The following is a 23,411-nucleotide window of genomic DNA, read 5'->3' as shown; positions in this document are numbered from 1 at the left end:
ATGCCCAGATCCGCCGGTCACCTCATCGTTCGCACCCTCGAGTCGCGCGGGGTGTCGCGCGTCTACGCCGTGCCGGGCGAGAGCTATCTCGACGTGCTCGACGGCCTCTACGATTCCGCGATCGAGACGATCGTGTGTCGTCAGGAGGGCGGGGCCGGATTCATGGCGCTCACCGAGGGGCGCCTCACCGGAGTGCCGGGCATCGCGATGGTGACTCGGGGTCCCGGCGCCGCGAACGCCATGATCGCGGTGCACACCGCCTGGCAGGACGCGACCGCGCTCGTGCTCTTCGTGGGGCTCGTGCCGGTGGCGGATCGGGCGCGCGACGCGTTCCAGGAATTCGATCTCGCCGGGTGGTTCGGGTCGACGGCGAAGCGGGTCATCACCATCGACGACGCCGACCGGGCGGGCGAACTCGTAGCCGAGGCGATGCGGATCGCCGCCAGCGGGCGGCCGGGACCGGTCGTCGTCGGGCTCCCCGAAGATGTCCTGGTGCGCGTCACGGACGCCGAGGTGCCGCGGGTGCTGGGGGGCGCGGCACCGGCTCCCGCGAGCGCACAGCTGGCCGAGGTCGCCGAGCGTCTCTCGGGCGCCGCCCGCCCGGCGTTCCTCGTCGGCGGCGACGGGTGGGAGAGCGGTGCCGGGGCCGACCTGCTCGACATCGCCGAGCGTGCCGGGATCCCCGTCTTCACCGACTGGCGCGCCTACGACGCGGTTCCGCACCGCGGTGGCGCGTGGGCCGGGTGGCTCGGGTACGGGCGCGCCGACGCCGTCGCCGCCGGATACGCCGACGCCGACCTCCTGGTCTTCGTCGGGTGCGGACGATCCGACGTGCTGAGCGACGGGTTCACGCGAGGCATGGAGACCGAGACGGTGCTGGTGCAGGCGGATCCCGACGCCCGCATGCACGCCGGCCGCCTCGATCAGCACCTCATTGCGACCCCGGCGACCTTCACCGCCGCGCTGCGGGGGATCGAATCCGACGCCCTGCGCGGCGAGCGCTCCGACGACTGGATGCGTGCGTGCGCCGCGCAACAGGAGCGTTTCGCGGCGCACCGCGCCGACCGGTCTGACGACGCGACGGCGTCCGACCCCGGGCGCGACCTGGGCGTCGATCTCGGCACGGCGTTCGGCGTGCTCGACGAGCGTCTGGCGGGTGACGCGACGCTCACCTACGGCGCGGGCAACGCGACGATCTGGCCGCACCGCTTCGTGCGACATCTGCGGCACGCGTCGCTCGTCGGTGCGCGGAACGGGGCGATGGGACTCGCGGTACCTGCGGCGGTCGCGGCGGCGCTCGTGCACCCCGAGCACCGGGTCGTCGCGGTGTGCGGCGACGGCGACTTCTTCATGAACGGTCAAGAGCTCGCGACCGCGTTCGCGCACGGCGCCGCCCCCCTCGTCATCGTGGTCGATAACGGCGTCTACGGCACGATCGTGCAGCATCAGCAGCGCCACTATCCGGATCGCCCGTCGGGCACCGCCATGACGAATCCCGACTTCGCGGCGTGGATGCGCTCGTTCGGCGGGTTCGGTGAGCTGGTCGAGCGCACGGACGCGTTCGCGGATGCCCTCGACCGGGCGCTCGCCGCCGAGGGGCCGGCGCTCCTGCACCTGCGGGTCGACGCCTCGGTGATGCCGCCGGCGTCCGATGAGATCACGCGCCCCGACTGGGCGACCACCGACGAGAACGGGGAAGACCGATGAACATCGACCTCATCATCCGAGCACGCGAGATCCTCACGCTCGACGACGCACGACCCGTCGCGACCTCGGTCGGCGTCCTCCACGGGCGCATCGTCGGCTTCGACGACGAACTCGCCGGGGTCGTCGCGGACCGGGTCGAGGATTTCGGCGACGCCTGCGTGACCCCTGGGCTCATCGACGCGCACTGCCACACGGCCTGGTGGGGGCTCGGGCTGACGGCGGTCGACCTCAGCGTGATCCGCGGCCTCGACGACCTCTACGCAGCCATCGCCGCGGAGGTGGCCCGTCTCGACGCGGCCGGTGACGCCGACGGGTGGGTGCACGGCACGGGCTTCAACCAGTCGCACCACGGCGGCGCGTTCCCCGACATCGCCCGTCTCGACGAGATCACCGGCACCCGGCCGCTGTACCTGCGCCACACCTCGGGGCACGCGTCGATCACGAACACGGCGACGCTGCGCCTCGTCGGTGCACTCGAGGACGGTTTCGCGGATCCCGTCGGCGGCGTCATCGTGCGCGACGCCGACGGGCGTCCGACCGGTCTCGTCGAAGAGGCGGCGCAGGGGCTCGTCCAGGCCCTGCTGCTGCCGTACTCGGTCGAGCGACTGGCGGACGCGCTCGAAGCCGCGACCGCGCGCTACGCGCAGCAGGGCATCACGAGCTTCACGGAGGCCGGAGTCGGCGGCGGCTGGATCGGGCACAGCCCCGTCGAAGCCGCCGCATACCGGGCCGCGGTGCAGCAGGACCGCCTGCACGCGCGGGCGCAGCTCATGCCGGCGCTCGACGCCCTGCGTCCGCTCACCGCGCACGCCGCCGACTTCCACGCCGCCGGCGCGGGCGCCGGACTCGACCTCGGGGTCGGGTTCGGGTTCGGCGACGACCGGGTGCGCTTCGGCCACGTCAAGGTCTTCCTCGACGGATCACTGCTCGGCGCCACGGCGGCGGTCACCGAGTCCTACTGCGGTCACGACCACCGCACCGGATATCTGCTCGACGCTCCCGAGACCTACCGGGAGCGGGCGCTCGCCGCATACCGGGCCGGGTGGCCCCTCGCGCTCCACGCCATCGGCGACGCGGCGATCGATCTCGCACTCGACCTCATCGAGGAAGCGCAGACCACGTACGGCGCTCTCGGGGTACCGTGCCGCATCGAGCACTTCGGCATCGCGCGACCCGACCAGATCGAGCGGGCGGCCCGCGTCGGTGTCGCAGTGACGCCGCAGGCGGGCTTCATCGGCCCCCTCGGCGATCAGATGGCGCGACTCGTCGGCGACGAACGCGAAGGCTGGCTCTACCGCGGTCGCTCAGTGATCGACGCCGGAGTGATCCTCGCCGGCTCCTCCGACCTGCCCGTGGCCGACAACGACCTCCGCCGCGGCATGCAGGCCGCCGTCGATCGCCGCACCGACTCGGGGGCGGTGCTCGGCGGTGCCGAGGCCATCACCCCGGCCGAGGCATTGCGCACCCACACCGTCGGCGCGGCGCAGGCGACCGGCCTCAGTGCCGACCGCGGTTCGCTGGAGCGCGGCAAGCTCGCCGACTTCACGGTGTTCACGGCCTCGCCGATCTCGGCGCCCCGCATCGATGCCCTCGGCATCGTCGCGACGGTCGTCGGGGGGCGGTTCACGCACGACGCTCGAGAAGGGATCACCGCATGACGCACCAGGACGAGGCGTTTCTCGCCGATTGGGCGGTGCACTCGCGGTTCGGCGCCGTTCCCGGCACCTCCGGTGTCGACCGGCAGGCCGCGTCGATCGCGGACGGCGAGCAGCGCGCCTGGTTCGCCCGGCTGCTCGAGTCGCACGGCTTCACCGTGGCGCGGGATGCCATCGGCAACCAGTTCGGGCTGCTCGAACTCGTTCCGGGTGCCCCGTACGCGGTGACCGGGTCGCACCTCGACTCGCAACCGACGGCCGGTCGCTTCGACGGAGCGTACGGCGTTCTGGCGTCGGCGCACGCGTGCTTCCGGGTCGCCGAAGAACTGCGTGTCGATCCGACGCGGGCGCGCTTCAACCTCGCGATCGTGAACTGGTTCAACGAGGAGGGATCCCGTTTCAAGCCGTCGATGATGGGCAGTTCCGTGTTCACCGGCAAGATGGCCCTCGCCGACGCGCTCGCGACCCGCGACTCGCAGGGTGTCTCGGTGCGCGAGGCCCTCGACGCCCTCGGCGAGCGGGGAGACCTCGACGGCCTCGATGTCGCCTCGTACGCCGAGATTCACGTGCAGCAAGGGCGGAGCATGGAGGAGGACGGCGTCACGATCGGGTTGGTCGAGGCGACGTGGGCCGCCCACAAGTTCGACTTCCGGGTGACCGGTGCGCAGGCGCACAGCGGTTCCGCCCTCATGGCCGATCGGCGCGACGCACTGCTCGGGGCGGCTCGTCTCGTGGTCGCCGCCCGCGAGCTCGTCGACGACTTCGCGGAGGGGGAGCTGCACACGGCGTGCGGCGAGCTGAACGTGTACCCCAACTCGCCGGTGGTCGTCGCGAGCGAGGTGCAGCTGCTGCTCGACCTGCGCTCACCGAGCGCCGAGGTCATCGCGCGTGCGCACGCGTCGCTCATGCGCACCATCGAGCGGGTGCAGCGCGACGATCGCGTCGAGATCGAGATCGTCTCCGAGCACAGCTGGGATCAGAATCCGTACCCCGAAGCCGGCGTCGAGCTCGCGCTCCAGGTGGCCGACGACCTCGGCCTCGCGCGGGATCGGGTCATGACGGTCGCCGGCCACGACTCCACGAACATGAAGGATCGGGTGCCGACGGTCATGCTCTTCGTCCCCAGCGTCGACGGCATCTCGCATAACCTGGATGAGTACACCCGCGACGAGGATCTGGTCGCCGGCGTCGATCATCTCACCGGGGTGGTGCGACGTCTCGCGGCTGGCGACCTCGTGGCGGACGCGGGAGACGCGCGGGAGCGCGAGGAGGCGAGGCCGATATGACGGGCGCAGCGCACGGCGAGGTGCAGGTCGAGAACGAACGGATGCGGGTCACCCGCTGGACGATCGAGCCGGGCGGCACGATCCCGATGCACCGGCACCATCACGACTACGCGGTGGTCCCGCTGATGACGGGCACCATGGTCGCCGTCGAACCGGACGGCACCGAGATCGTCGTCGAACTGGAGCAGGGTCGCAGCTACGCGCGCGAAGCCGGCGCCGAGCACCGGATGGAGCACCGGGGCGACGGGGAGCCCATCGTCTTCGTGGAGGTCGAGCGGCTCGACTGAGATCGGCAACCTCGGGCCGTGCGCTGGCGCGACCGGCTCCGGGGGTATCGTGGGGGTATTCGAGCGAGAGCCCGGCCCCTGTGCCGGAGCAGAAGGAGTGTGCGGTGGCTGACGATCGGGATCCCGGGACCCCCGAGGCGGTCGCCCTCCTCCAGGCGCTCATCCGTGAGGCGTGCGTGAACACGGGTGATCCGCAGTCCGGCCAGGAGATCCGCAGCGTGCGGGTGCTCCAGCGGTTCTTCGCCGAGGTGCCGGTCGAGATGCAGGTGCTCGAGGCATCTCCCGGTCGCGCGTCGCTCGTCGTGCGCGTGCGCGGCACCGAGCCGGGCGCGCCCGCGCTCGGCCTGCTCGGTCATCTCGATGTGGTCCCCGTCGACGTCGCCGGGTGGACCAGGGATCCGTTCGGCGGCGAACTCGTCGGGGACGACACGAACGGCGAGGTGTGGGGCCGCGGCGCCGTCGACATGCTCTACCTCACCTCGGTGTTCGCCTGCGTGGTGCGCGAGGTCGCGCTCGCGCCGACGCCGCCCCGCGGCGACCTCGTGCTCCTGGCCGTGGCCGATGAGGAGGCCGGCGGCGAGTTCGGGCTGCGCTGGCTGCTGCGCGAGCACTCGGCGGCGGTGCAGGTCACCGAGGTCCTGTCGGAGAGCGGCGGCATGCGCATGGGCGACCACGTCGCCATCGGCGTCGCCGAGAAGGGATCGGCCGGCCGGCGTCTCGTCGTCAGCGGAGTGCCCGGTCACGCGTCGATCCCCTACGGGGCGAAGAGCGCGGCGTTCGAGGTCGCCGAAGTGCTGCAGCGGTTGTCGGTGGTGCAGCCCGCCATCCAGTTCGGCGAGCTGTGGGCGCCGTTCGTCGCGGCGCGGGTCGAAGACCCCGAGCTCGCGGAGCGCCTGCTCGACCCCGTGCGCGTCGACGCCGCGCTCCCGCAGATCGGCGGGATCGCCGGTTACGCCCACGCCATCTCGCGCAACACCATCTCACCGACGGTGATCAGCGCGGGACAGGCGCACAACGTGATTCCCGGCGAAGCCACGATCGACCTCGACATCCGCACCCTGCCGGGTACGACCGATGACGAGGTCGACCAGCTGCTCACCGAGATGCTCGGCCCGCTGGCCGGAAGCGTGCGCATCGAGCACCTGCACGGGTGGGCGGCGAGCGGATCCCCGATCGACACCCCGCTCTTCGCCGCCATCGAACGCGCCGTGCGCGATGTCGCCGGAGCCGCCGTCGTGCCGAACCTCGCGGCGGGCGGATCGGACGCGCGACTCTTCCGCGATCGCGGGATCCCCGCCTACGGGTTCGGCCTGCTCGAACCCGACTGGTCGTACGAGCGCTACCGGGCGCACATCCACGGCAACGACGAGCGGATCAGCGTCGGCTCCGTCGACCTCGCGCTTCGAGCGCTCAGGCAGATCGTCGCCGACCGCATTGGCTGATCGGCGGGGTCGCGCGTGCGCGACCCCGCCGCCGTCCGTCGGCACTCAATCGAAGAGGTCGCTGAGCCAATCGTTCCGCTTCCGCTTCCGGTACCGCGGGTCGTACCCGCCGTCGTGCCCGCGTCGGTCACGATCGTCGTATCGCGGCTGCCCGTACCGGCGGTCGTCGGAGCCGCGATCCCCATAGCCGCGGTCGCCGTACCCACCATTTCCGTAGCCGCGCTGCTCGAACCGGGGATCGAACCGCGGATCCTGGCCTGGCGCCGGCGCGGGGGCCGGCGGCGGCTGCACCGGCGGCTGCATGGGCTGCGCCGGAGGAGCGACCGACGGCGGGGTGACCAGCGCCGGCTGCGCGGGAGCGGGCGCGGCTGGCGGATCCTGCTCCTCCTCGGCGCGTGCGCGATCCAGAATCTTATCGAGCTCGCCCCGGTCGAGCCACACGCCGCGGCAATCGGGGCAGTAGTCGATCTCGATGCCCTGGCGTTCGCTCATGAGCAGGGTGGTTCCGTCTGCGGGACACTTCATGGGAGTCACGGTACCGGCGTTCGCCGAGTGCACGCCGGGAGATTATCGCGTATGATGGTGTGGTTTGCGGCATTTCGTGCGCCGCGAACATCGCACCGCGTTCCGGAACGGCCGGAATCGCGGGAGAGCTCGTGCGGAACCGCACGCGTTCGAGGAAAGGAATCACTCATGGCGAAAGTCAAGAAGGTCACAGGTCTGATCAAGCTTCAGATCTCGGCCGGCGCCGCCAACCCGGCACCCCCCGTGGGTCCTGCGCTGGGTCAGCACGGCGTCAACATCATGGAGTTCTGCAAGGCCTACAATGCGGCGACCGAGTCGCAGCGCGGCAATGTGATCCCCGTCGAGATCACGGTGTACGAGGATCGCTCGTTCACGTTCGTGCTGAAGACCCCGCCGGCAGCTGAGCTGCTGAAGAAGGCTGCAGGCGTCCAGAAGGGCTCCGGCACGCCGCACACCGTCAAGGTGGCAAAGGTCACGACCGAGCAGGTTCGCGCGATCGCCGAGCAGAAGCAGGCCGATCTCAACGCGAACGACCTCGACCAGGCCAGCAAGATCATCGCGGGCACTGCTCGCTCCATGGGCATCACGGTCGAGTAAGGGGCAGAACAATGGCAAAGTCAAAGGCATACCGCGCCGCTGCCGCGAAGATCGAGGCCGGCAAGTACTACGCTCCCGCTGAGGCAGTCGCCCTCGCGAAGGAGACCGGTTCCACCAAGACCGACGCGACCGTCGAGGTCGCCGTCAAGCTCGGTGTGGACCCCCGCAAGGCGGACCAGATGGTTCGTGGCAACGTCAGCCTGCCCCACGGCACCGGTAAGACCGCCCGCGTCATCGTGTTCGCGAACGGCGCTCAGGCGGAAGCGGCCATCGCCGCAGGCGCCGACGAGGTCGGTGGCGACGAGCTGATCGAGAAGGTGGCCGCAGGCTACACCGACTTCGACTCGGCAGTCGCGACCCCCGACCTCATGGGCAAGGTCGGCCGTCTCGGCAAGGTGCTGGGCCCCCGTGGTCTCATGCCCAACCCGAAGACCGGCACCGTCACCCCGGACCCGGCGAAGGCCGTGTCCGACATCAAGGGCGGCAAGATCTCGTTCCGCGTCGACAAGCACGCCAACGTGCACTTCATCGTGGGCAAGGCGTCGTTCTCGGCAGAGCAGCTCGGCGAGAACCTCGCCAGCGTGCTCGAGGAGATCTCGCGTCTGAAGCCGTCGTCGGCCAAGGGCAAGTACGTGCTGAAGGGTGCGGTTTCGACCACCTTCGGCCCGGGCATCCCGCTCGACGTCGCGGGTCTCTGACTCGCAACCGCGGTTCATCGATGGGCCCTCGCGCTTCGGCGCGGGGGCCCATCGGCGTGTGCGGGGCAGCCCGACGTGGCGCGGCGGTTCAGCGGAGCGACGCGACTCGGGAGGACGCCCGACCGTTACGCGACGGTGACCCACGGCGTCGGGCGCGGGATACACTGGAGGGGTGTTTGGGTTCGGCTCCTTGAGGGGACGCGGGCGGTCGGACGGCACGCTGAGAAGAGCCGTCCACGTGCGTCGATTCGGCGCGCCCGGGGCTCACGCGGCCGCGGCGCTCAACCTGACTCGTGCGGCCCGATGAGCGCGCGCACGCCCAGCCCCCCGCGCATCTCGGGGTTCACCTATGTTCGGCCACTCGGGTCGGGCGGTTTCGCGCAGGTGTACCTGTACGAACAGGACATTCCGCGGCGCGTGGTCGCGGTGAAGGTGCTCGGCGGAGGTGCGACCGAGCCCGCGGCGCTGCGGTCGGCGTTCGAGAGCGAAGCCGATGTGATGGCGCGCTTGAGCAGCCATCCGTCGATCGTCTCGATCTTCCAGGCGAGCATTTCGCAAGAGGGGTTGCCGTACCTGGCCATGGAGTTCTGTCCGGCGTCGATGGGCGCGCAGACGAAGGGCAGGCCGGCGCCGCTCGAGCAGGTGCTCGACGCCGGGGTGCGCATCGCCGGTGCGCTCGAGACGGCGCACCGTGCCCGCGTGCTGCACCGCGATATCAAGCCGTCGAACGTGCTCATCACGACGCTCGGTCGACCAGTCCTCTCCGATTTCGGGATCGCCCTCGTCGCCGACCAGGCCGCAGCGGCCGATGCGCGTGCGGCGATGTCGATCCCGTGGTCGGCGCCCGAGGTGGTGCAGCTCGACAGCACCGGCAGCGTCTCGAGCGAAGTGTGGTCGCTCGGGGCGACGCTCTACTCCTTCGCCGCGGGCAGGTCGCCGTTCGAGAAGCCCGAGCGGGAGCAGAACTCGCGTGAGAAGTTGACCGCGCGGATCACGCGCGCCGCGTACACGCCGGTGCCCGATGCTCAGGGGTACGAGCCCATCGACGCTGTGCTGCGGCGGGCGCTCAGCGGTCGGCCCGAGCACCGGTTCGGCTCGATGGCAGAGTTCGGTGAGGCGCTGCAAGAACTGCAGCGCGGGTACGGGTTCGACGTCACGCCGTTGGAGGTCGTGGCGGACGGGTGGATCCCGAGGTCGACGCCCGCTGACAGCGGGGTGCGCGGCCCGGCGGTGAGCGAGGTGGCCGGTCGGCGTCGGCGCTCCGACGTGCGGGCCGAGCAGCGCGCACAGCAACTGACGACCGATTCCGATGGTGTAGTGTTCGAACGACCGCCGATCTCACCGATGCGCGCCGGACTCATCGGTGCCGCGATCGGCGCCACCGGTTCGGCACTGGTGCTCATCGGTCTCTGGGCGATGCTCGGCGGTCTGGCATGAGCGGCGGCGAGACGTCGGCAGCGCCCGGTGCGAAGCGACGACGACGCGCCGCCAGGGTGTGGATCGCGGGGGGCATCTCTGCGGCGCTCGTCGCGACGATCGCCGTGATCGCGAGCGGATACGACGCGCGTGAGGTGCCGCGCGCCGAACCGGGCGTCTGGGTCGCCCGAGACGCGGGTCAGTATGCGCGGGTGAACACCGATACGGGCGAGATCGATGCGGTCAAGCGCGTCGAGAACCCGAGTGGGCTCGTGCAGTCGGATGATCGCGCCGCTGTGCTCACTCACGGCAACGGTCGGGCCTGGCCCGTGGACGCCGCCGCGCCCGAGGACCTCGGCACCGACGACGCCGGCACCGACGACGCCGGCGCCGATGCTGATGCTGAGGCCGACGACGCCCCTGATGCCGGCTCGGACGCCGCATCGGTGTCGACACCGGCGGAGGGCGGCGACGGTGCCGTGAACCTGCCCCAGGGTGCGCGCGATGTGGTGACCGCCGGAGACTTCGTCGCGGTGAGAACCGAAGCCGGGCAGGTCTACGCCGGCACGCTGCACGCCGAGGACGGTGCCGACCCGATCGGCGGGAACGGCGACGACCTCGTGGTCGACGCCGAGCAGCATGCCGCAGACCTCGGCAGCCGCCTCGCGGGTCTCACCCCCGTGGACGCCGGGTCCGCCGATGCCGTCGCGGAACCGGAGGACGCCGAGGGCGAGGCGGCCGACGGGTACGGCGCCGCCGCCGTTACCGGCGAACCGTTCTCCGCCGACGCCGTAGCGGTCTCACCGGATGGCGTGCTGGTGACCTACGCCGCCGAGACCGGGGTCGTCTCCACCTTCACCATCGCGCGCAACGCTCTCGAGGACGAGCACGAGCTGCCGCCTGCCGCTCGGGGGATCGAGCGGCCGCAGCTCGCCGTGGTCGACGGCGACTGGGTGCTGCTCGACACGCAGAACGCCGTGGTGCATCGGGCGCGCGGCGGTGAGACCGCGCTCGAGACGACCGGTGAACCGCGGCTCCAGGCATCCGGATCGTCCGGCGGCGTGTACGTCGCCGACACGGCGGGACTCATCCGGCTCGGTGAGGACGGCTCCGGCGAGCGCGTCGCGAGTGCCGACGGCGCGCCGGCTCAGCCGGTCCCGGTGGACGGCTCGATCGCCGCGGCCTGGCTCGGTCAGCAGAGCGGGGCGCTCTGGACCGGCGCGGGCGACCCGGTGTCGCTCGACTACGACGACTCGCTTGACGATCCGGGCGAACTCGCCCCGGTCTTCCGGGTGAACGGGGCCCGCGCCGTGCTCTCCGAGATGGGCACGGGCATGCTGTGGACGGTGCCGGACGGCACCGCGATCCCGCTGTCCCAGTGGGACATCTCGGATCCGCCGAAAGAGGACGAGGGCATCGTCGTCGTGGACGAGGTCACCGAGCAGGTGCCGCCGACAGCGCAGGACGACGACTTCGGTGTGCGTGCCGGGGCGCCGGCCCAGCTGCCGGTGCTGCTGAACGACTTCGATGCGAACCAGCGCGATGTGCTCACGATCGTTCCCGAGTCGCTCGAAGCGTCACCGCTGCCCGACGACTTCGGGTCGGTGGAGCTGCTGCCCGACGGGCAGGGGATCGCCGCAGAGATCGCGGACGGAGCGTCGGGCTCGGCGTCGTTCACGTACCGGGTGACCGATGGGGGGCTCACCTCCGACGCGGCGACCGTGACTCTCACCGTCGCCGACGCCGCGTCGAACTCGGGTCCGCAGTGGTGTCCCGTTATGGGCTGCCAGCGCGAGTGGGGCGTGCCGGCCATCGCGCCTGGCGGCACCCTCGTCGCTCCGCTGCTCGATGGCTGGGTCGATCCCGAGAGTGACGTCATGATGCTCGCGGGTGTGCGGGTCGTCGATGCCGACGCGCCGGTCACCGCCATCGTGACGGGGGACGGGCGGCTCGCCGTCCGCCACACGGATCCGAATGCCGGTGCCGCGGAAACGACGCTCGAGGTCGCGGTGCGCGACAGTCGGGGCGAGGAGACGGCGCGCGAGTTGACCCTGCGGGTGCAGCCCGACGCCCCGCCCGTGATGACGGCGGCGGCGACCTCGGCGCAGGTGGATGAACCGGCCGAGATCCGTCCGCTCGCGCGGGTCATGGGTGGATCGGGCGCCTTCGAGGTCACCGACGCCGCCGCTCAGGGGTCAGGATCAGGTCTGTCGGTCGCGCATCGCAGCGACGTGGTCGAGGTGACCGCATCCGAGGCGGGGTCGTCGCTCATCTCGGTGACGGTGCGCGACGTCGTCACCGGTCTTGAAACGACGGGCACGGTGCGGGTCACCGCGACAACGGAGGCCCCCGAACTGGCGTTTCCGCCGATGCGCGCGTTCATCCGCCCGCTCTCCGACGCCGTGGTCGACGTGCTCGACGCCGTGCCCGGCAGTACCGCGCGCACCCTTTCGGTCGTCTCGGCCGATCCGGTGGACGGCGAGGTGGAGGCCGATGTCATCGGGCATGAGCGGGTGAGAGTCGCCGGGGCCACGCCCGACGGAGGTGCCGGCCGGGTCGGCGAGGTCGACGTCACGGTCACCGACGGCTCCGAACAGGTGAGCGGGCGTCTCACGGTCTTCCAGGTGTCGGATTCCGACGCGGGCGGTACCGTGGCCGTGGCCGACACCGCGACGGTGCGCGCCGGATCCGTCGTGGACATCCCGGTGCTGCGGAACGACGTCTCCGCCGCGGGCGATCGCCTGCTGCTCGACCCCGAGGTCGTCGGCTCGGGCACGGAGGGGGAACTCGCGTTCGCGTCGGGGTCCACCCTGCGCTATCTGGCCCCCGATGAACCGGGCACCTACCGACTGAGCTATACGACCTCGGGTGCGAGCCAGCCCGATGCGACCGATGTGGGCACCGTGCTCGTCACGGTCGTCGCCGAAGGCGCGAACCGCGACCCCGCGCCGGCGACGCTCACGGCGCGAGTGGCGCCGGACGAGCAGACCGACGTCGCGGTGCCCGTGTCGGGTGTGGACCCCGACGGGGACCGCGTGCGGCTCATGAGCGTGGATCCCGGGGCGGACCCGCGCATCTCGGCGACCGTCGGCTCCGACGGGGCGAGCATCAGCGTCGCCGCGTCGGGAGGCGCGGAGCCCGGCGTGCACGAACTCGAGTACGCCGTCCGCGACGACGCGGGCGGGGAGGGTACCGGACGTCTTCGGGTGGTCGTATCGGATGCGGACGGCCAGGGTCGATCCCCGGTCGCGGCGACGGATCACATCAGGATGCCGCCTGGCGGGGATCCGGTGACGATCCGTCCGCTCGACAACGACGTGGATCCGGCCAGGGGGGCGCTCGCGCTCACCGCGATCGAACCGAACGTCGCGGGCGGAGCGGACAGCGCGGAGTACCGCCGACTCGCCGAGCGTCTCGACGACGGGGAGCTCGCGGAGGGTCGCGTCGCGATCGCTCCGGGCGACGACCTGGGCACGGTCTCCTACCGCTACACCGTCCGGTCGAGCGAAACGTCGAGCACGGCAACCGGCCTGATCGTCGTCCACACCTCGGAGCGGGTGGGCACGCAGGCGCCCGCCGTGTCGGACTCGGTGCTGACCGTCGGCGATCGGGCGGCACTCGAGGGCGACGGCATCGACGTGCTCACGGGCAAGGTGCGCTGGGCGACGGGCGATCCCGATGCGCTGCAGCTCTCGCTCTGGGGGGAGAGCGCGGATCGCTACGACGTCGACGGTTCACGCATCTCGGGGGAGTACGACCCCGAGGGCGATCAGGTCGTGTTCCGCGTCACGGGCACCGATGCGACGGGTGCCGATGTCACGACGTACGGGCTGCTCGTCGTCCCCCCGCTCGATGAACTGCGCCTCACCCTGAAACCCGGAATCCGTCCCCTGTCCGTTCTGGAGCGGCAGTCCGCCGACATGCGCGTGGAGACGCTCGTCGAGGTCGCGTCGTCGGATCAGATCGAGGTGCGCTCGGGCGCGCTGCGGGTGGGCCGCGAGCAGGCCTCATGCGCGGCGGTTTCGGGCACGACGGTGCGCTACACGGCGGGCGCCGGAGCCCCGTGGGACGACGTCTGCGTCGTCGACGTGCGGCTCGACGGGCAGGAGCGCTGGAGCTCGCTGCCCGTGCCGATCGCGGTGGTGCCGCGCGAGCCGGTGGCGGAACTGCAGTCCATCACGCGCACCGTCGCCCCCGGAGCGAGCGAGGCGATCGATCTCGCCGACATGGTGGTCTGGCGGGGCGAGCGCGAAGGATCGCCCGCTGCGCTCCGCTTCGAGGCCGGTGGCAGCGGCGGCCAGTTCGACACCCGACTGGAGGGCGGCGTGCTGCAGGTGGCTGCGCGGGCGGACGCGACACCCGGCAGGCAGCAGGCCGTGACGGTGCAGGTCACCGGCGCCGGCGACGCGCGCGGTTCGCTCACGCTTCGGGTCGGTACGACGCCGCGCGACCTGCCCCGGGGCGGAACGGTCGCGCTGCAGTGCACCGTCGACAGCGACTGCCGCACCGACCTGGTCGGCGTTGCCGGCGAGCACGACCCGTTCGCCGGCAAGAGCGGTGGGGGCTTGGAGCTGGTCTCGGTGAGCGGCGGATCCTGCGCCGTCGGCACGCTCGCCCAGCAGGGCGACCGCGGCGTCCGTGTCGCGTGGGGCGATCGCACGACCGGCGGCACCTGCACTGCCGGCTTCACGGTGCGCGACGCGCAGAACCGGGTGGGCGAGGGCACGATCGAACTCGACGCGCAGGGCGTGCCCGACGCGCCGGCCAGCATCGCGCAGACCGGGTACGACGCGACGAGCGCGACCTTCACGGTGACGCTCGGCCCGCGGGCCGCGCACCCCGCCGTCTCCGGTGTCGAGCTGTCGGGCGCGGGCTCGACGAGCTGCGCACCGCGCGGCGGATCCGTGTACCAGTGCGTCGCCTCCGGACTGCGCAGCGGCGAGCAGCACCGATTCACCGCTCGGGCGATCAACGATGTGGGACGCTCCGCGGCCTCGAGTGCGGTGACGGCCTGGGCCTATGAGGCACCGCGCATCTCGAGTGTCGACGCCACCGCGGTCAAGAACGCCTCCAATGCGGATCAGAGCCGGGGCGGCGTGCGGGTCAGCGTCGTCGGCTCGAGCGACGCGGCGTCCTTCGAAGTGCGGCTCGGGGGGTCGGTGCTCGGCACGATCAGCGGGCCGCGCGGCAGCGAGACCTACTCCGGGATCCCCGTCGGCGGGCAGACGTTCACCGTCACCCCCGTCACGCGGCACCAGGTGCCGAGCATCGGCGGGTCGTCCACCGGATCTGCAGCGCAGGCGAGCGTCACGGTGATCGGTGCACCGCGACTCTCGGGTGCGACACTGGTTCCGGATGGGAACACCGGTGCCGTCGCGACTGCTCAGGGTGTGGGCGCGCACGCGGGCGAGGCGCTCAGGACGACGTTCGCGCTCGGCGCGGTCGATCAGTGCGGGACCGGGAACACGTCGGGTCGCTTCAGCGATCTGACGAGGTACCAGAAGTACCGCGCCACCGCCTGCGTGTCGAGCGAGTACGGCTTCAGCCGGGCCACGAGCTCCGAGGTGCGCGTCGGCGGCCGCCTGGAGGCACCAACGGTCGACCGGGGATACGAGATCGCCGTCGCACCGTCGTCGAGCGGGGGCACCTCGGCGACCTACGGGCTCGTGAGCGCACCGAACGTGAGCACCGAGTCGGGCGCGACTCTGCAGTACCGGATCGACGGACGAGTCAACGTGCCATTCGCGGTCTCGCCCGACCGCGTCTCGGATATTGCGGTGCGCCAGTGCTTCGATACCGAGGCGAGCTGCTCCGACTGGGTGGGGGTGGCACCGCATACCGCTCCGGCGTCGGTCGAAGTGAGCACCACCGGAACGTGCTTCACCGGCGACAACGCGGCCGACCTCGTGAACATCTCGGCCGCGGCGCGCCCGTACGCGACCGTCACCGCGGGGGAGCCGGACGGCGATACTGTTCTCGTGACGATCACCTGGGGTGGGCGATTCGGCATGCTGGAATCTGCCACGCTGACGGCGTGCACCGAATGACCCCGCTCGCCGTGCCGCACCCGACCCGCACCCGACCACCCAGATGAAGGAGCCTCGCGCATGAATCCCGAGCCGCAGCCGTCCCCGGCCGACGACACCGTCCGTCGCACGGTCATCACGCCCGACCAGGCGCAGTGGGTGGCGCAGGTCTTCGACGCCTGCGCCGATGCCATCGCCGAGGTGATCCACGGCAAGCGTCGCGTCATCGAGCTCGTGTTCGCGAGCGTGCTCGCGGGGGGGCACGTGCTGCTCGAAGACGTGCCAGGCACCGGCAAGACCGCGCTCGCCCGAGCGCTCGCGCAGGTCATCCACGGGTCGTCGTCACGCATTCAGTTCACCCCCGATCTGCTGCCCGGCGATGTCACCGGCATCTCGGTGTACGACCAGCGTGCCGGGCTCTTCGAGTTCCACGCCGGGCCGGTCTTCGCGAACGTGGTGCTCGCCGACGAGATCAACCGCGCCAGCCCGAAGACGCAGTCGGCACTGCTCGAGGTCATGGAGGAGGGGCGCGTCACCGTGGACGGCACCTCGCACGAGGTGCCGAACCCGTTCCTCGTCATCGCGACGCAGAACCCGGTGGAGCAGGCGGGCACCTACCGCCTGCCCGAGGCGCAGCTCGACCGCTTCATGATCAAGACGTCGATCGGATACCCCGATGAGGCCGCGATGATGCGGATCCTGCAGGGGGCTCGCGGTCGCAGCGAACCGCTCGAGCCGATCGCGTCGACGAACGTCATCGAGCAGGCGCAGCGGTTCGCCGCGACGACCCACGTCGGATCGCTCGTCGCGGACTACGCCGTGCGACTCGTCGAGGCGACGCGTCGCGCGAGCGAAGTGCGGCTCGGCGCGAGCGTGCGCGGCGCCCTCGCGCTCGTGCGCCTCTCATCGGCGTGGGCCGCGGCGCACGGCCGTCACTACGTCACCCCCGACGATGTGCGCGACCTCGCGGTCCCCGCACTCGCGCACCGCCTCATCCTCGAACCCGAGGCGGAGTTCGACGGCGTGACGGCCGAGCAGATCATCGGTCAGGTGCTCATGGACGTCGAGGTGCCCCAGGAGAACGGCGGGGTGTGAAGGCGAGAACCACTCGCGCACCGGTCTCCGCGACCGGAACGCGCGGCCGCACCATCGGGACGACCCGGTGGGGCGATACGACGCGCGCCGGCGCCCGAACGGCGGGCGCGCCGTCGCGACGCACCCGGATGCGACGCTGGTGGCGACGCACCCGCGTGCGCACCGAGCGTCGGGTGCGCCGAGTCACGCAGACGGTGACCGCGCCCGGATGGTTCGTGATCCTCGCGACGCTCGGGGCGACGATCGCCGGGCTCGGCGCCGGGTGGGTCGAAGCGGCGTTCGTCGCGGTGGTCGGCGGGGTGCTCATCATCACCGCGATCCCGTTCCTGGCCGGGAACCGCGCATACCTCATCAGGATCCGCCTCGATCGCGACCGGGTCGTCGTCGGCGACGACGTCACCGCGGTGATCGAGGTCGAGAACGGCAGCGCCCGCCCGGCGCTTCCCGCGACCGCCGATCTGCCGGTGGGGGAGGCGCTCCGCGAGCTCGCGATCCCCGTCATCGGCCCGCGCGGCATCGCGCAGCTCCCGGTCGAGATCGCGGCTCCCGCGCGCGGAGTCTTCGAGGTCGGACCGATCACGCTGTCGCGGCGCGACCCGCTCGGGCTGCTGCACCGCGAAGCGAAGTGGCGAGACCGCCACCTGGTGCACGTCCACCCGCAGACGGTGGCGCTGCCCACAGGGTCGGCCGGTCTCGTGCGCGACCTCGAGGGTGCCGCGAGCCGTCGCCTTACGGACGCCGACCTCTCGTTCCACGCCGTCCGCGAGTATGCGCACGGCGACGCGCGGCGCAACATCCACTGGAAGTCCACCGCGAAGACCGGCGTGCTCATGGTGCGCCAGTACGAGGAGTCGCAGACGGCGCGCACGGCGATCCTGTTCGATGCGGTGCGTGCGGGGTACGCGAGCAGCGCCGAGTTCGAACTCGGAGTGAGCGTGGCCGCGTCGCTCTCGCTGCAGGCCGTTCACGAGGGGCGCGAGCGGTTCATCGCATCGCAGTGGTCACCCGGCCGTGTGCGCCCGAGCGTCGACGGACTCGAAGAACTGCCGGCTCAGACCGCGCCCCTGCTGCTCGACGCCTGGGCCGAGCTCGCGCACGCCGACGAGGAGGCGCGTTCGATCGATGCCCTCACGCGGCAGCTCGCCCGGTCGCGCCGCCCGCTCTCCGTCGTCTTCGCGGTGACCGGGTCGGCGGCCGGTACGGCGCAGCTGCGCCGCGCCGCGACGGCATTCGACGCCGGCGTCGCGGTCGTCGCCATCCGGTGCGACCTGCTGGCCGACCCGCAGGCGCAGCGCGCGGACGCCTGCACGCTGCTCACCGTCGGCATGCTCAGCGATCTCCCGCGGCTTCTGCTTCGAAGGGCGGCCGCATGAGCGCGGACGACCTGCGCGGCGCAGAGGCCGTGCCACCAGACGCACCGCTCGCCGGTCTTCCGAGCCGGCGGACGCGCGTCCCGGGATCGCCCCTCGGCGCCGGGCTGCTGGTGATCGCGGTGATCCTGCTCGCCGGGATCGCTGCAGAGCCGCTGTATCGGTCCGACTTCCGGTGGGTCACCGCGGGGGCCGGCGGTCTGCTCGCGGCGCTCATCACCTGGGTCGGGATCAGATGGCGCTGGGGCGTCTTCACGATTCCCGCGCTCATCGTGGCGTTCGCGGCGGTGGTGGTTCCACTCGCCGTACCCGACACGCCGCTCGACGAGCCCGGCGCGATCCTGCGCGGACTGACCGACGGGCTCGCCGCGGTCGCACTCGGGTGGAAGCAGCTGCTCACCCTCGAACTGCCGGTGGGCACCTACCAGGCCGTGCTCGTGCCCCTCCTCGTCACCGTCATGGTGTCGGCGGCCGGTGCGACCGCGCTGGCACTGCGCGGCGGCAGAGCGGCACCGGTCGCGGCGGTCGGCGTGATCCTTCCCGTACTCTTCGGCACCGGGTTCGGGGCACCCGAGGTGAGTGCGCCGCTCGTGCTCCCCGGCGTATCGCTGCCCGCCCCGCGCGAGCTCGCCGTCTGGTTCGTCGCGGGCGCCGCGGCGACCGCGTGGGTCGCGTGGTCGGCGGGAGCCGCACGACGTCGGGCGCTCAGACTCGGCCGCGCCTCCGCCCGCGCGAGCTCGCGTGTCGCGGCGCGACGGGTGCGCGGCAACCGGGTCGCGCGCGGTGCGGCCGCGACAGCACTCGTGGTCGTGGCGCTCGCCGCGGGAGCGGCGCTCGCCCCCGCGGTCTCCGCCGATACCCGGAGCGTGCCCCGCGACCGGGTCGATCCCGAACTCGTGGTCCGCGAGCAGACCAGTGCGCTGGCGGCGTATCGCACCTGGAAGCGCGACGGGGCGTTCGACCAGTCGCTGTTCTCCGTCGCCGTCGACGGGACCGAGCCAAATCGTCTGCGCCTCGCCGTGCTCGACCACTTCGACGGTGTGGACTTCTCCGTCGGCGATGTCGCCGAGACGGGTCGGTTCACGCGCTTCCCGACCGGTGACGCGGTCGACGCGCCGACCGAGGTCGAGGTGCGCTTCGACGAGGGGTACCGCGGCATCTGGGTGCCGCTCGCACCGCCCCTCGCGGCCCCGCCCGAGTTCTCGGGACCCCGCGCCGCCGACCTCACCGACGGCTTCTACCTGAACCGAGCGGCCGGGAGCGGGATCGTCGTACCGAACGGGAGCGGTGTGCGTGCGGGCGACGCATTCACCGCTCCGATGAGCGCGGCCGGTGACGCCGAGCTCGACGATCGCCCCGCCCGCACCGAACCCGGTGTCGACCTCGAGGCGATGCCGCAGCTCGACCGCTGGCTCCGGGCGCAGGCGCTCCCCGCGAGCGGTGCGGGTCTCACCGAGGCGATCGAGCGACTGCGCGACCGCGGCTACCTCAGCCACTCCTTGACCGACGGGGAGGGCGAGAACGACTGGCTCGCCCCGCTCGCCGACGAGTACGGCACCCGCTTCATCACGAGTCCAGGCGGACACTCCGTGGCGCGCCTGGAGACGCTCTTCGAACAGCTCGCCGAGCAGCAGAGCGCCGCGGGCGACGGCGCGACGTCCGAGATGCTCGTCGCCGGCATCGGCGACGACGAGCAGTTCGCCGCGGCGGCCGCGCTGGTCGCTCGCGCCATGGGGTTCGACTCTCGGGTCGTCGTGGGCGTGCGTCTCGACGACGGGGTGCCCGGAGTCCCGGCGTGCGCGTCCGCCTGCACCGGTGAGCACGTCGGCGCATGGGTCGAGGCGCGGGGCGCCGACGGAGTGTGGGCTCCCATCGACGTGACCCCCCAGGTGGAGACGCCGCCGCGCACGCTCACGGAGGGTGAGCGCTACCCCGAGTTCGCCACGGTTCCGGAAGACCGTGATGCCTCCGTCAGCGACCCGCCGATCGGGGCCAGCGACTCCGACACGAGCGAGGCCGAACGCGAGGAGACGGCGGACTGGGCATCGCTGCTCGAGGCGTTGCGCATCGCCGGATTGTCCTTCGCGACGCTGCTGCTGCTCGCACTGCCGTTCATCTTCATCCTCGCGGTGAAGGCGATGCGTCGCGCGGCACGACGCCGTGCCGCGATCCCCGAAGTGCGCGCGCTCGGCGCCTGGGACGAGCTCGTCGACGGGCTGGCCGACCTCGGGCAGACGGGGACCGTCGCCGCGCGCGGCGAGACGAGGCGCGATGTCGCGCAGCGACTCGCGGTCACGGACGGGACGCGACTCGTCGCGGTCGTCGACCGGGCGGTGTTCGCGCCGGAAAGCGTGACCGCGCCCGAGGCCGATGAGCTATGGGCCGGCGTGACCCGCGAGCTCGCAGCGCGCCGGACGTCGATCGGTCGGTGGGGCCGGATCCGCGCCGCCTGCTCGCTCGCCTCGTTCGGTGTGCGGCGCCCCCGTCGACCGCGCGGCGAACCGGGCAGCGACGGGGGTGCGTCATGAAACCCGTCTACGGACCGCGCTCGCCGCAGGTCGATACCCGTCGGCTCGGATCCTCCGAGGGGATCGCGCGCATCGGGCCACCGCCGGCACCGGACGCGTTCGCGTCGCACCAGGTCTCCGTCGTTCGGCCCGCGCGTCCGACCCTGCGACGCCTCCGAGCGCGGTACCGCGTGATCGCGCTCGGCGGGGGCGTGTGCGTGCTCGCCGTCTCGATCGCCGGTCTTTGGACCGTCGGAACGCTCGCGTTCGGCTGATGCGCGCCGGTCGCGAATGACACGCTAAGATGGCAGCGTAATGGTTTCGTGATGTACCCCAGCCCGTGAGGAGCCGATGCCGTGATGAGTCGTGTGCGACGTCACCGGCGATCGATCGCGCGCGCCCACCCGGGACCCGTGGAGTGACGCGGTGAACCTCACCGGGGTGCTCGCGCCGATCCTGACCATCTGGTCCCTTGTCGGGATCGCCCTGCTGGTCTGGTATCTGTGGGCGCTCGCGCGGCTCTTTCCGCGCATCGGACTCCCGGCATCGGCGGGGTGGATCCCCATCTGGAACCAGTGGCGCCTGATCGACCGCGCCGGTCTGCCGGGATGGCTCGCCGTCCTCCTCGTCGTGCCGGTGCTCGCGATCGTTCCGTACGTCTGCTCCATCATCGCCATGCACCGCGTGAACCGGGCCGCAGGTGTCGGGGCGGAATACACGGTGCTCGGGGCGTTCCTTCCGCCGCTCTGGGCGACGCTGCTCGCCGCGGAGCTGAGCGCGGACGCGCCGCTCACGCAGCCGGTGGTGCCGCAGTCGGCCCCCGCAGCCCCTGCACCGGTCGCACCCACCTACGCGCGCGCCGGGGGCGGGGCGACCGCGCCGCCGAGTGCAGCTCAGACTGGGCTCCCGGCGCTGCCGCAGCCGCAGCCGCAGGGACACCCCGATGCCGTGCCGCAACCGTACCGGTCCCAGCAGAGTACGCCGCCTTCGGTCGCTCCCGCGTACTTCGGGCACGCCGATCCGGGCGCTGCGCCTGCGGCCGCTTCGAATACCCGGGCGACCGGTGCGCCGGCCGACGATGCCGGGGCGAGCGGCGCCGAGGACGAGCCCTGGCGGCAGCTCGGGCACGGGGATCTGCCCGTCGCCCCCGACTCCCTGCGCCCGGAAGCGGACCGCCGGGCGGCACGCGCACGGAGCGGACCGGCCGGGTCGGACGAGTGGTGGCTCGGACTGACGACCGAGCAGGAGTACGCGCGGCTCGCCTCGGAGGAGCAGAGCCCCCAGCAGGCACCGCTGCGACCCTCCGCGCCCCCGCGCGCGTTCGCGTGGCCGGGCCCGGAGCCGACGACGCCGCACGACGCGGATGCGGCCGCGCACGCCGAAGTCGTCCCGCCCCTGCACCCGGTGGCGGAGTCCGTGCAGCCGGCCGCGCCGACGGAGACCACGGATCCCTCACGACGGTTCCGACCCCCGGTCGCGGCACCGCAGTCGGACGCGTCCATGACCCCGGACGGCCGGGCGCACGGGGAGACCGAGGACCTCGGTGGACTCGACGAGGACCTGGAACGGACCGTCGTCGCGCGTCGGCCTCGCACCACCGGATGGGTCATCGAACTCGAAGACGGCACGACGATCCCGCTCGCAGCGGATGACATCGTGATCGGACGGAAGCCCGCGTCGGACGAGGCGCTCGCGGTCACGATTCCCGATGTGACCCGGACCCTGTCGAAGTCGCACGCTCGCCTGCGACGCACCGCAGACGGTTGGACGATCGAAGATCTTGACTCCACCAACGGCGTTGCGCTGGTGCACGAGGACGGCCGCGAAGCCGATGTCGCACCCCGGACCGCCACGCTCGCGACCCGACGGCTCATCATCGGCACGATGCGCATCGTGCTGACTCGAGAGAGCAGTGCCGAGTGAGCGAGCAGGAACCACGGGTCACCGCCGCCGCCCGGTCGCACGTCGGCATGCTCCGCACCGTCAACGAGGATTCCGTGCTCGCCGAGGATCCGTACTACCTCGTCGCCGATGGTCTCGGGGGGCACGAGGCGGGCGATCTGGCGAGTCAGGCAGCGATCTCGGTCTTCACCGAGCATCTCGGACGACCGGCCGAACTGCCGGCGATCGAGTATGCGATCGAGCGGGCGCGCGCGGCGGTCATCGAGATCTCGCGAACGACGTCGCGCGGAGCGGGGACCACGCTGTCCGGGGTGATCCGATGCGTCCACGAAGGCTTCCCCTGCTGGTACGTGCTCAACGTGGGCGACTCCCGCGGGTATCTGCTGCGCGATGGCGTGTTCACGCAGCTCACCACTGACCACTCCTTGTACGCCGAGCTCGAAGCGGCGGGGCGGTCCGACGCGGCGGACGTGCCGCGCAACGTGATCACGCGAGCGCTCGGCGCCGGCGATTCGCGGCATGACTCCTGGCTGCTGCCGATGCAGACGGGGGACCGGATCCTCATCTGCTCGGACGGACTCACCAACGAGCTCACCGATGAGGAGTTGCGCGGTGCGCTGACGGTCGGGGGCCGGCCCGAGTCCGTCGCCGACGAGCTCGTGCAGCGCGCCTGCGATGCGGGTGGTCACGACAACATCAGCGTCGTCGTGGTGGACACGCTGTTCGCCGCGGAACCCGCGACCGAAACCGGCGGCACCGCCGCGCAGTCGTGGGATTCGTCCGTGGTGGACACCGCCTCCGATCCGACGCGGGACGAGTCCCGCCGCTGACCCGACCCGCAGGAACGTCGAGAGCCCGCCCGGGCTCACGGCTCCGGGCGGGCTCTCGACCTGTCGAC

The 23,411-nt window shown here is 72.0% G+C and carries 16 protein-coding genes; 15 read left to right on the top strand and 1 reads right to left on the bottom strand.

Annotated features, from left to right (window positions below; genetic code table 11):
• The 5 genes from J4H85_RS00870 to J4H85_RS00850 all read left to right on the top strand — a co-directional run bounded on the left by J4H85_RS00870 (position 1) and on the right by J4H85_RS00850 (position 6,377).
• On the top strand, positions 1 to 1,707 hold the full coding sequence (locus tag J4H85_RS00870; protein WP_208235997.1) for a thiamine pyrophosphate-dependent enzyme: 1,707 nt from the start codon (positions 1 to 3) through the stop codon (positions 1,705 to 1,707).
• A complete protein-coding gene (locus J4H85_RS00865) occupies positions 1,704 to 3,365 on the top strand; it encodes an amidohydrolase (RefSeq protein WP_208235995.1) in 1,662 nt (553 codons plus the stop codon). Before J4H85_RS00870 ends, J4H85_RS00865 begins: the two co-directional genes overlap by 4 nt.
• Positions 3,362 to 4,648 (top strand): M20 family metallo-hydrolase, encoded by a 1,287-nt coding sequence (locus J4H85_RS00860; RefSeq protein ID WP_208235993.1) that lies wholly within the window; start codon positions 3,362 to 3,364, stop codon positions 4,646 to 4,648. Before J4H85_RS00865 ends, J4H85_RS00860 begins: the two co-directional genes overlap by 4 nt.
• Positions 4,645 to 4,935: a cupin domain-containing protein gene (locus J4H85_RS00855; RefSeq protein WP_208235991.1), complete on the top strand. Its 291-nt coding sequence runs from the start codon at positions 4,645 to 4,647 to the stop codon at positions 4,933 to 4,935. The genes J4H85_RS00860 and J4H85_RS00855 overlap by 4 nt, the downstream gene beginning before the upstream one ends.
• Before the next feature lie 104 nt (positions 4,936 to 5,039).
• Complete coding sequence (locus J4H85_RS00850; RefSeq protein WP_208235989.1) at positions 5,040 to 6,377, top strand: M20/M25/M40 family metallo-hydrolase; 1,338 nt, start codon at positions 5,040 to 5,042, stop codon at positions 6,375 to 6,377.
• Positions 6,378 to 6,422: 45 nt separating this feature from the next.
• Here the strand turns inward: J4H85_RS00850 and J4H85_RS00845 are convergent, their stop codons facing one another.
• Complete coding sequence (locus J4H85_RS00845; RefSeq protein WP_208235987.1) at positions 6,423 to 6,902, bottom strand: TFIIB-type zinc ribbon-containing protein; 480 nt, start codon at positions 6,900 to 6,902, stop codon at positions 6,423 to 6,425.
• A 168-nt stretch (positions 6,903 to 7,070) separates the two neighbouring features.
• On the opposite strand from J4H85_RS00845, the gene rplK reads away from it, so the two are divergent.
• From rplK to J4H85_RS00795, 10 genes are all read left to right on the top strand, one after another.
• The gene (gene rplK, locus J4H85_RS00840; protein WP_208235985.1) at positions 7,071 to 7,499 is read left to right on the top strand and encodes a 50S ribosomal protein L11; all 429 of its coding nucleotides are present in this window, start codon (positions 7,071 to 7,073) and stop codon (positions 7,497 to 7,499) included.
• Between the two features lie 11 nt (positions 7,500 to 7,510).
• The gene (rplA, locus tag J4H85_RS00835; protein WP_208235983.1) at positions 7,511 to 8,197 is read left to right on the top strand and encodes a 50S ribosomal protein L1; all 687 of its coding nucleotides are present in this window, start codon (positions 7,511 to 7,513) and stop codon (positions 8,195 to 8,197) included.
• 303 nt (positions 8,198 to 8,500) lie between these two features.
• A complete protein-coding gene (locus J4H85_RS00830) occupies positions 8,501 to 9,634 on the top strand; it encodes a serine/threonine-protein kinase (protein ID WP_208235981.1) in 1,134 nt (377 codons plus the stop codon).
• The gene (locus J4H85_RS00825; protein WP_208235979.1) at positions 9,631 to 15,660 is read left to right on the top strand and encodes an Ig-like domain-containing protein; all 6,030 of its coding nucleotides are present in this window, start codon (positions 9,631 to 9,633) and stop codon (positions 15,658 to 15,660) included. Before J4H85_RS00830 ends, J4H85_RS00825 begins: the two co-directional genes overlap by 4 nt.
• Before the next feature lie 60 nt (positions 15,661 to 15,720).
• Positions 15,721 to 16,734: an AAA family ATPase gene (locus J4H85_RS00820; RefSeq protein ID WP_208235977.1), complete on the top strand. Its 1,014-nt coding sequence runs from the start codon at positions 15,721 to 15,723 to the stop codon at positions 16,732 to 16,734.
• Entirely contained in the window at positions 16,731 to 18,107 is a 1,377-nt protein-coding gene (locus J4H85_RS00815; RefSeq protein ID WP_208235975.1) for a DUF58 domain-containing protein, read from the top strand. Before J4H85_RS00820 ends, J4H85_RS00815 begins: the two co-directional genes overlap by 4 nt.
• Entirely contained in the window at positions 18,104 to 20,632 is a 2,529-nt protein-coding gene (locus J4H85_RS00810) for a transglutaminase domain-containing protein (protein WP_208235973.1), read from the top strand. The genes J4H85_RS00815 and J4H85_RS00810 overlap by 4 nt, the downstream gene beginning before the upstream one ends.
• On the top strand, positions 20,629 to 20,886 hold the full coding sequence (locus J4H85_RS00805; protein ID WP_208235971.1) for a hypothetical protein: 258 nt from the start codon (positions 20,629 to 20,631) through the stop codon (positions 20,884 to 20,886). Before J4H85_RS00810 ends, J4H85_RS00805 begins: the two co-directional genes overlap by 4 nt.
• 151 nt (positions 20,887 to 21,037) lie before the next feature.
• Positions 21,038 to 22,534, top strand: a complete 1,497-nt coding sequence (locus tag J4H85_RS00800; RefSeq protein ID WP_208235969.1) for a DUF5684 domain-containing protein — start codon at positions 21,038 to 21,040, stop codon at positions 22,532 to 22,534.
• The gene (locus J4H85_RS00795) at positions 22,531 to 23,343 is read left to right on the top strand and encodes a PP2C family protein-serine/threonine phosphatase (RefSeq protein ID WP_307863296.1); all 813 of its coding nucleotides are present in this window, start codon (positions 22,531 to 22,533) and stop codon (positions 23,341 to 23,343) included. The genes J4H85_RS00800 and J4H85_RS00795 overlap by 4 nt, the downstream gene beginning before the upstream one ends.
• Positions 23,344 to 23,411 lie beyond the last annotated feature (68 nt).

It is taken from the genome of Leucobacter tardus (genome assembly GCF_017583045.1).
GTDB classification, from domain to species: Bacteria; Actinomycetota; Actinomycetes; order Actinomycetales; family Microbacteriaceae; genus Leucobacter; species Leucobacter tardus.
The sequence above is the reverse complement of the archived record's forward strand: the minus strand, read 5'-3'. Positions and strand labels throughout refer to the sequence as shown.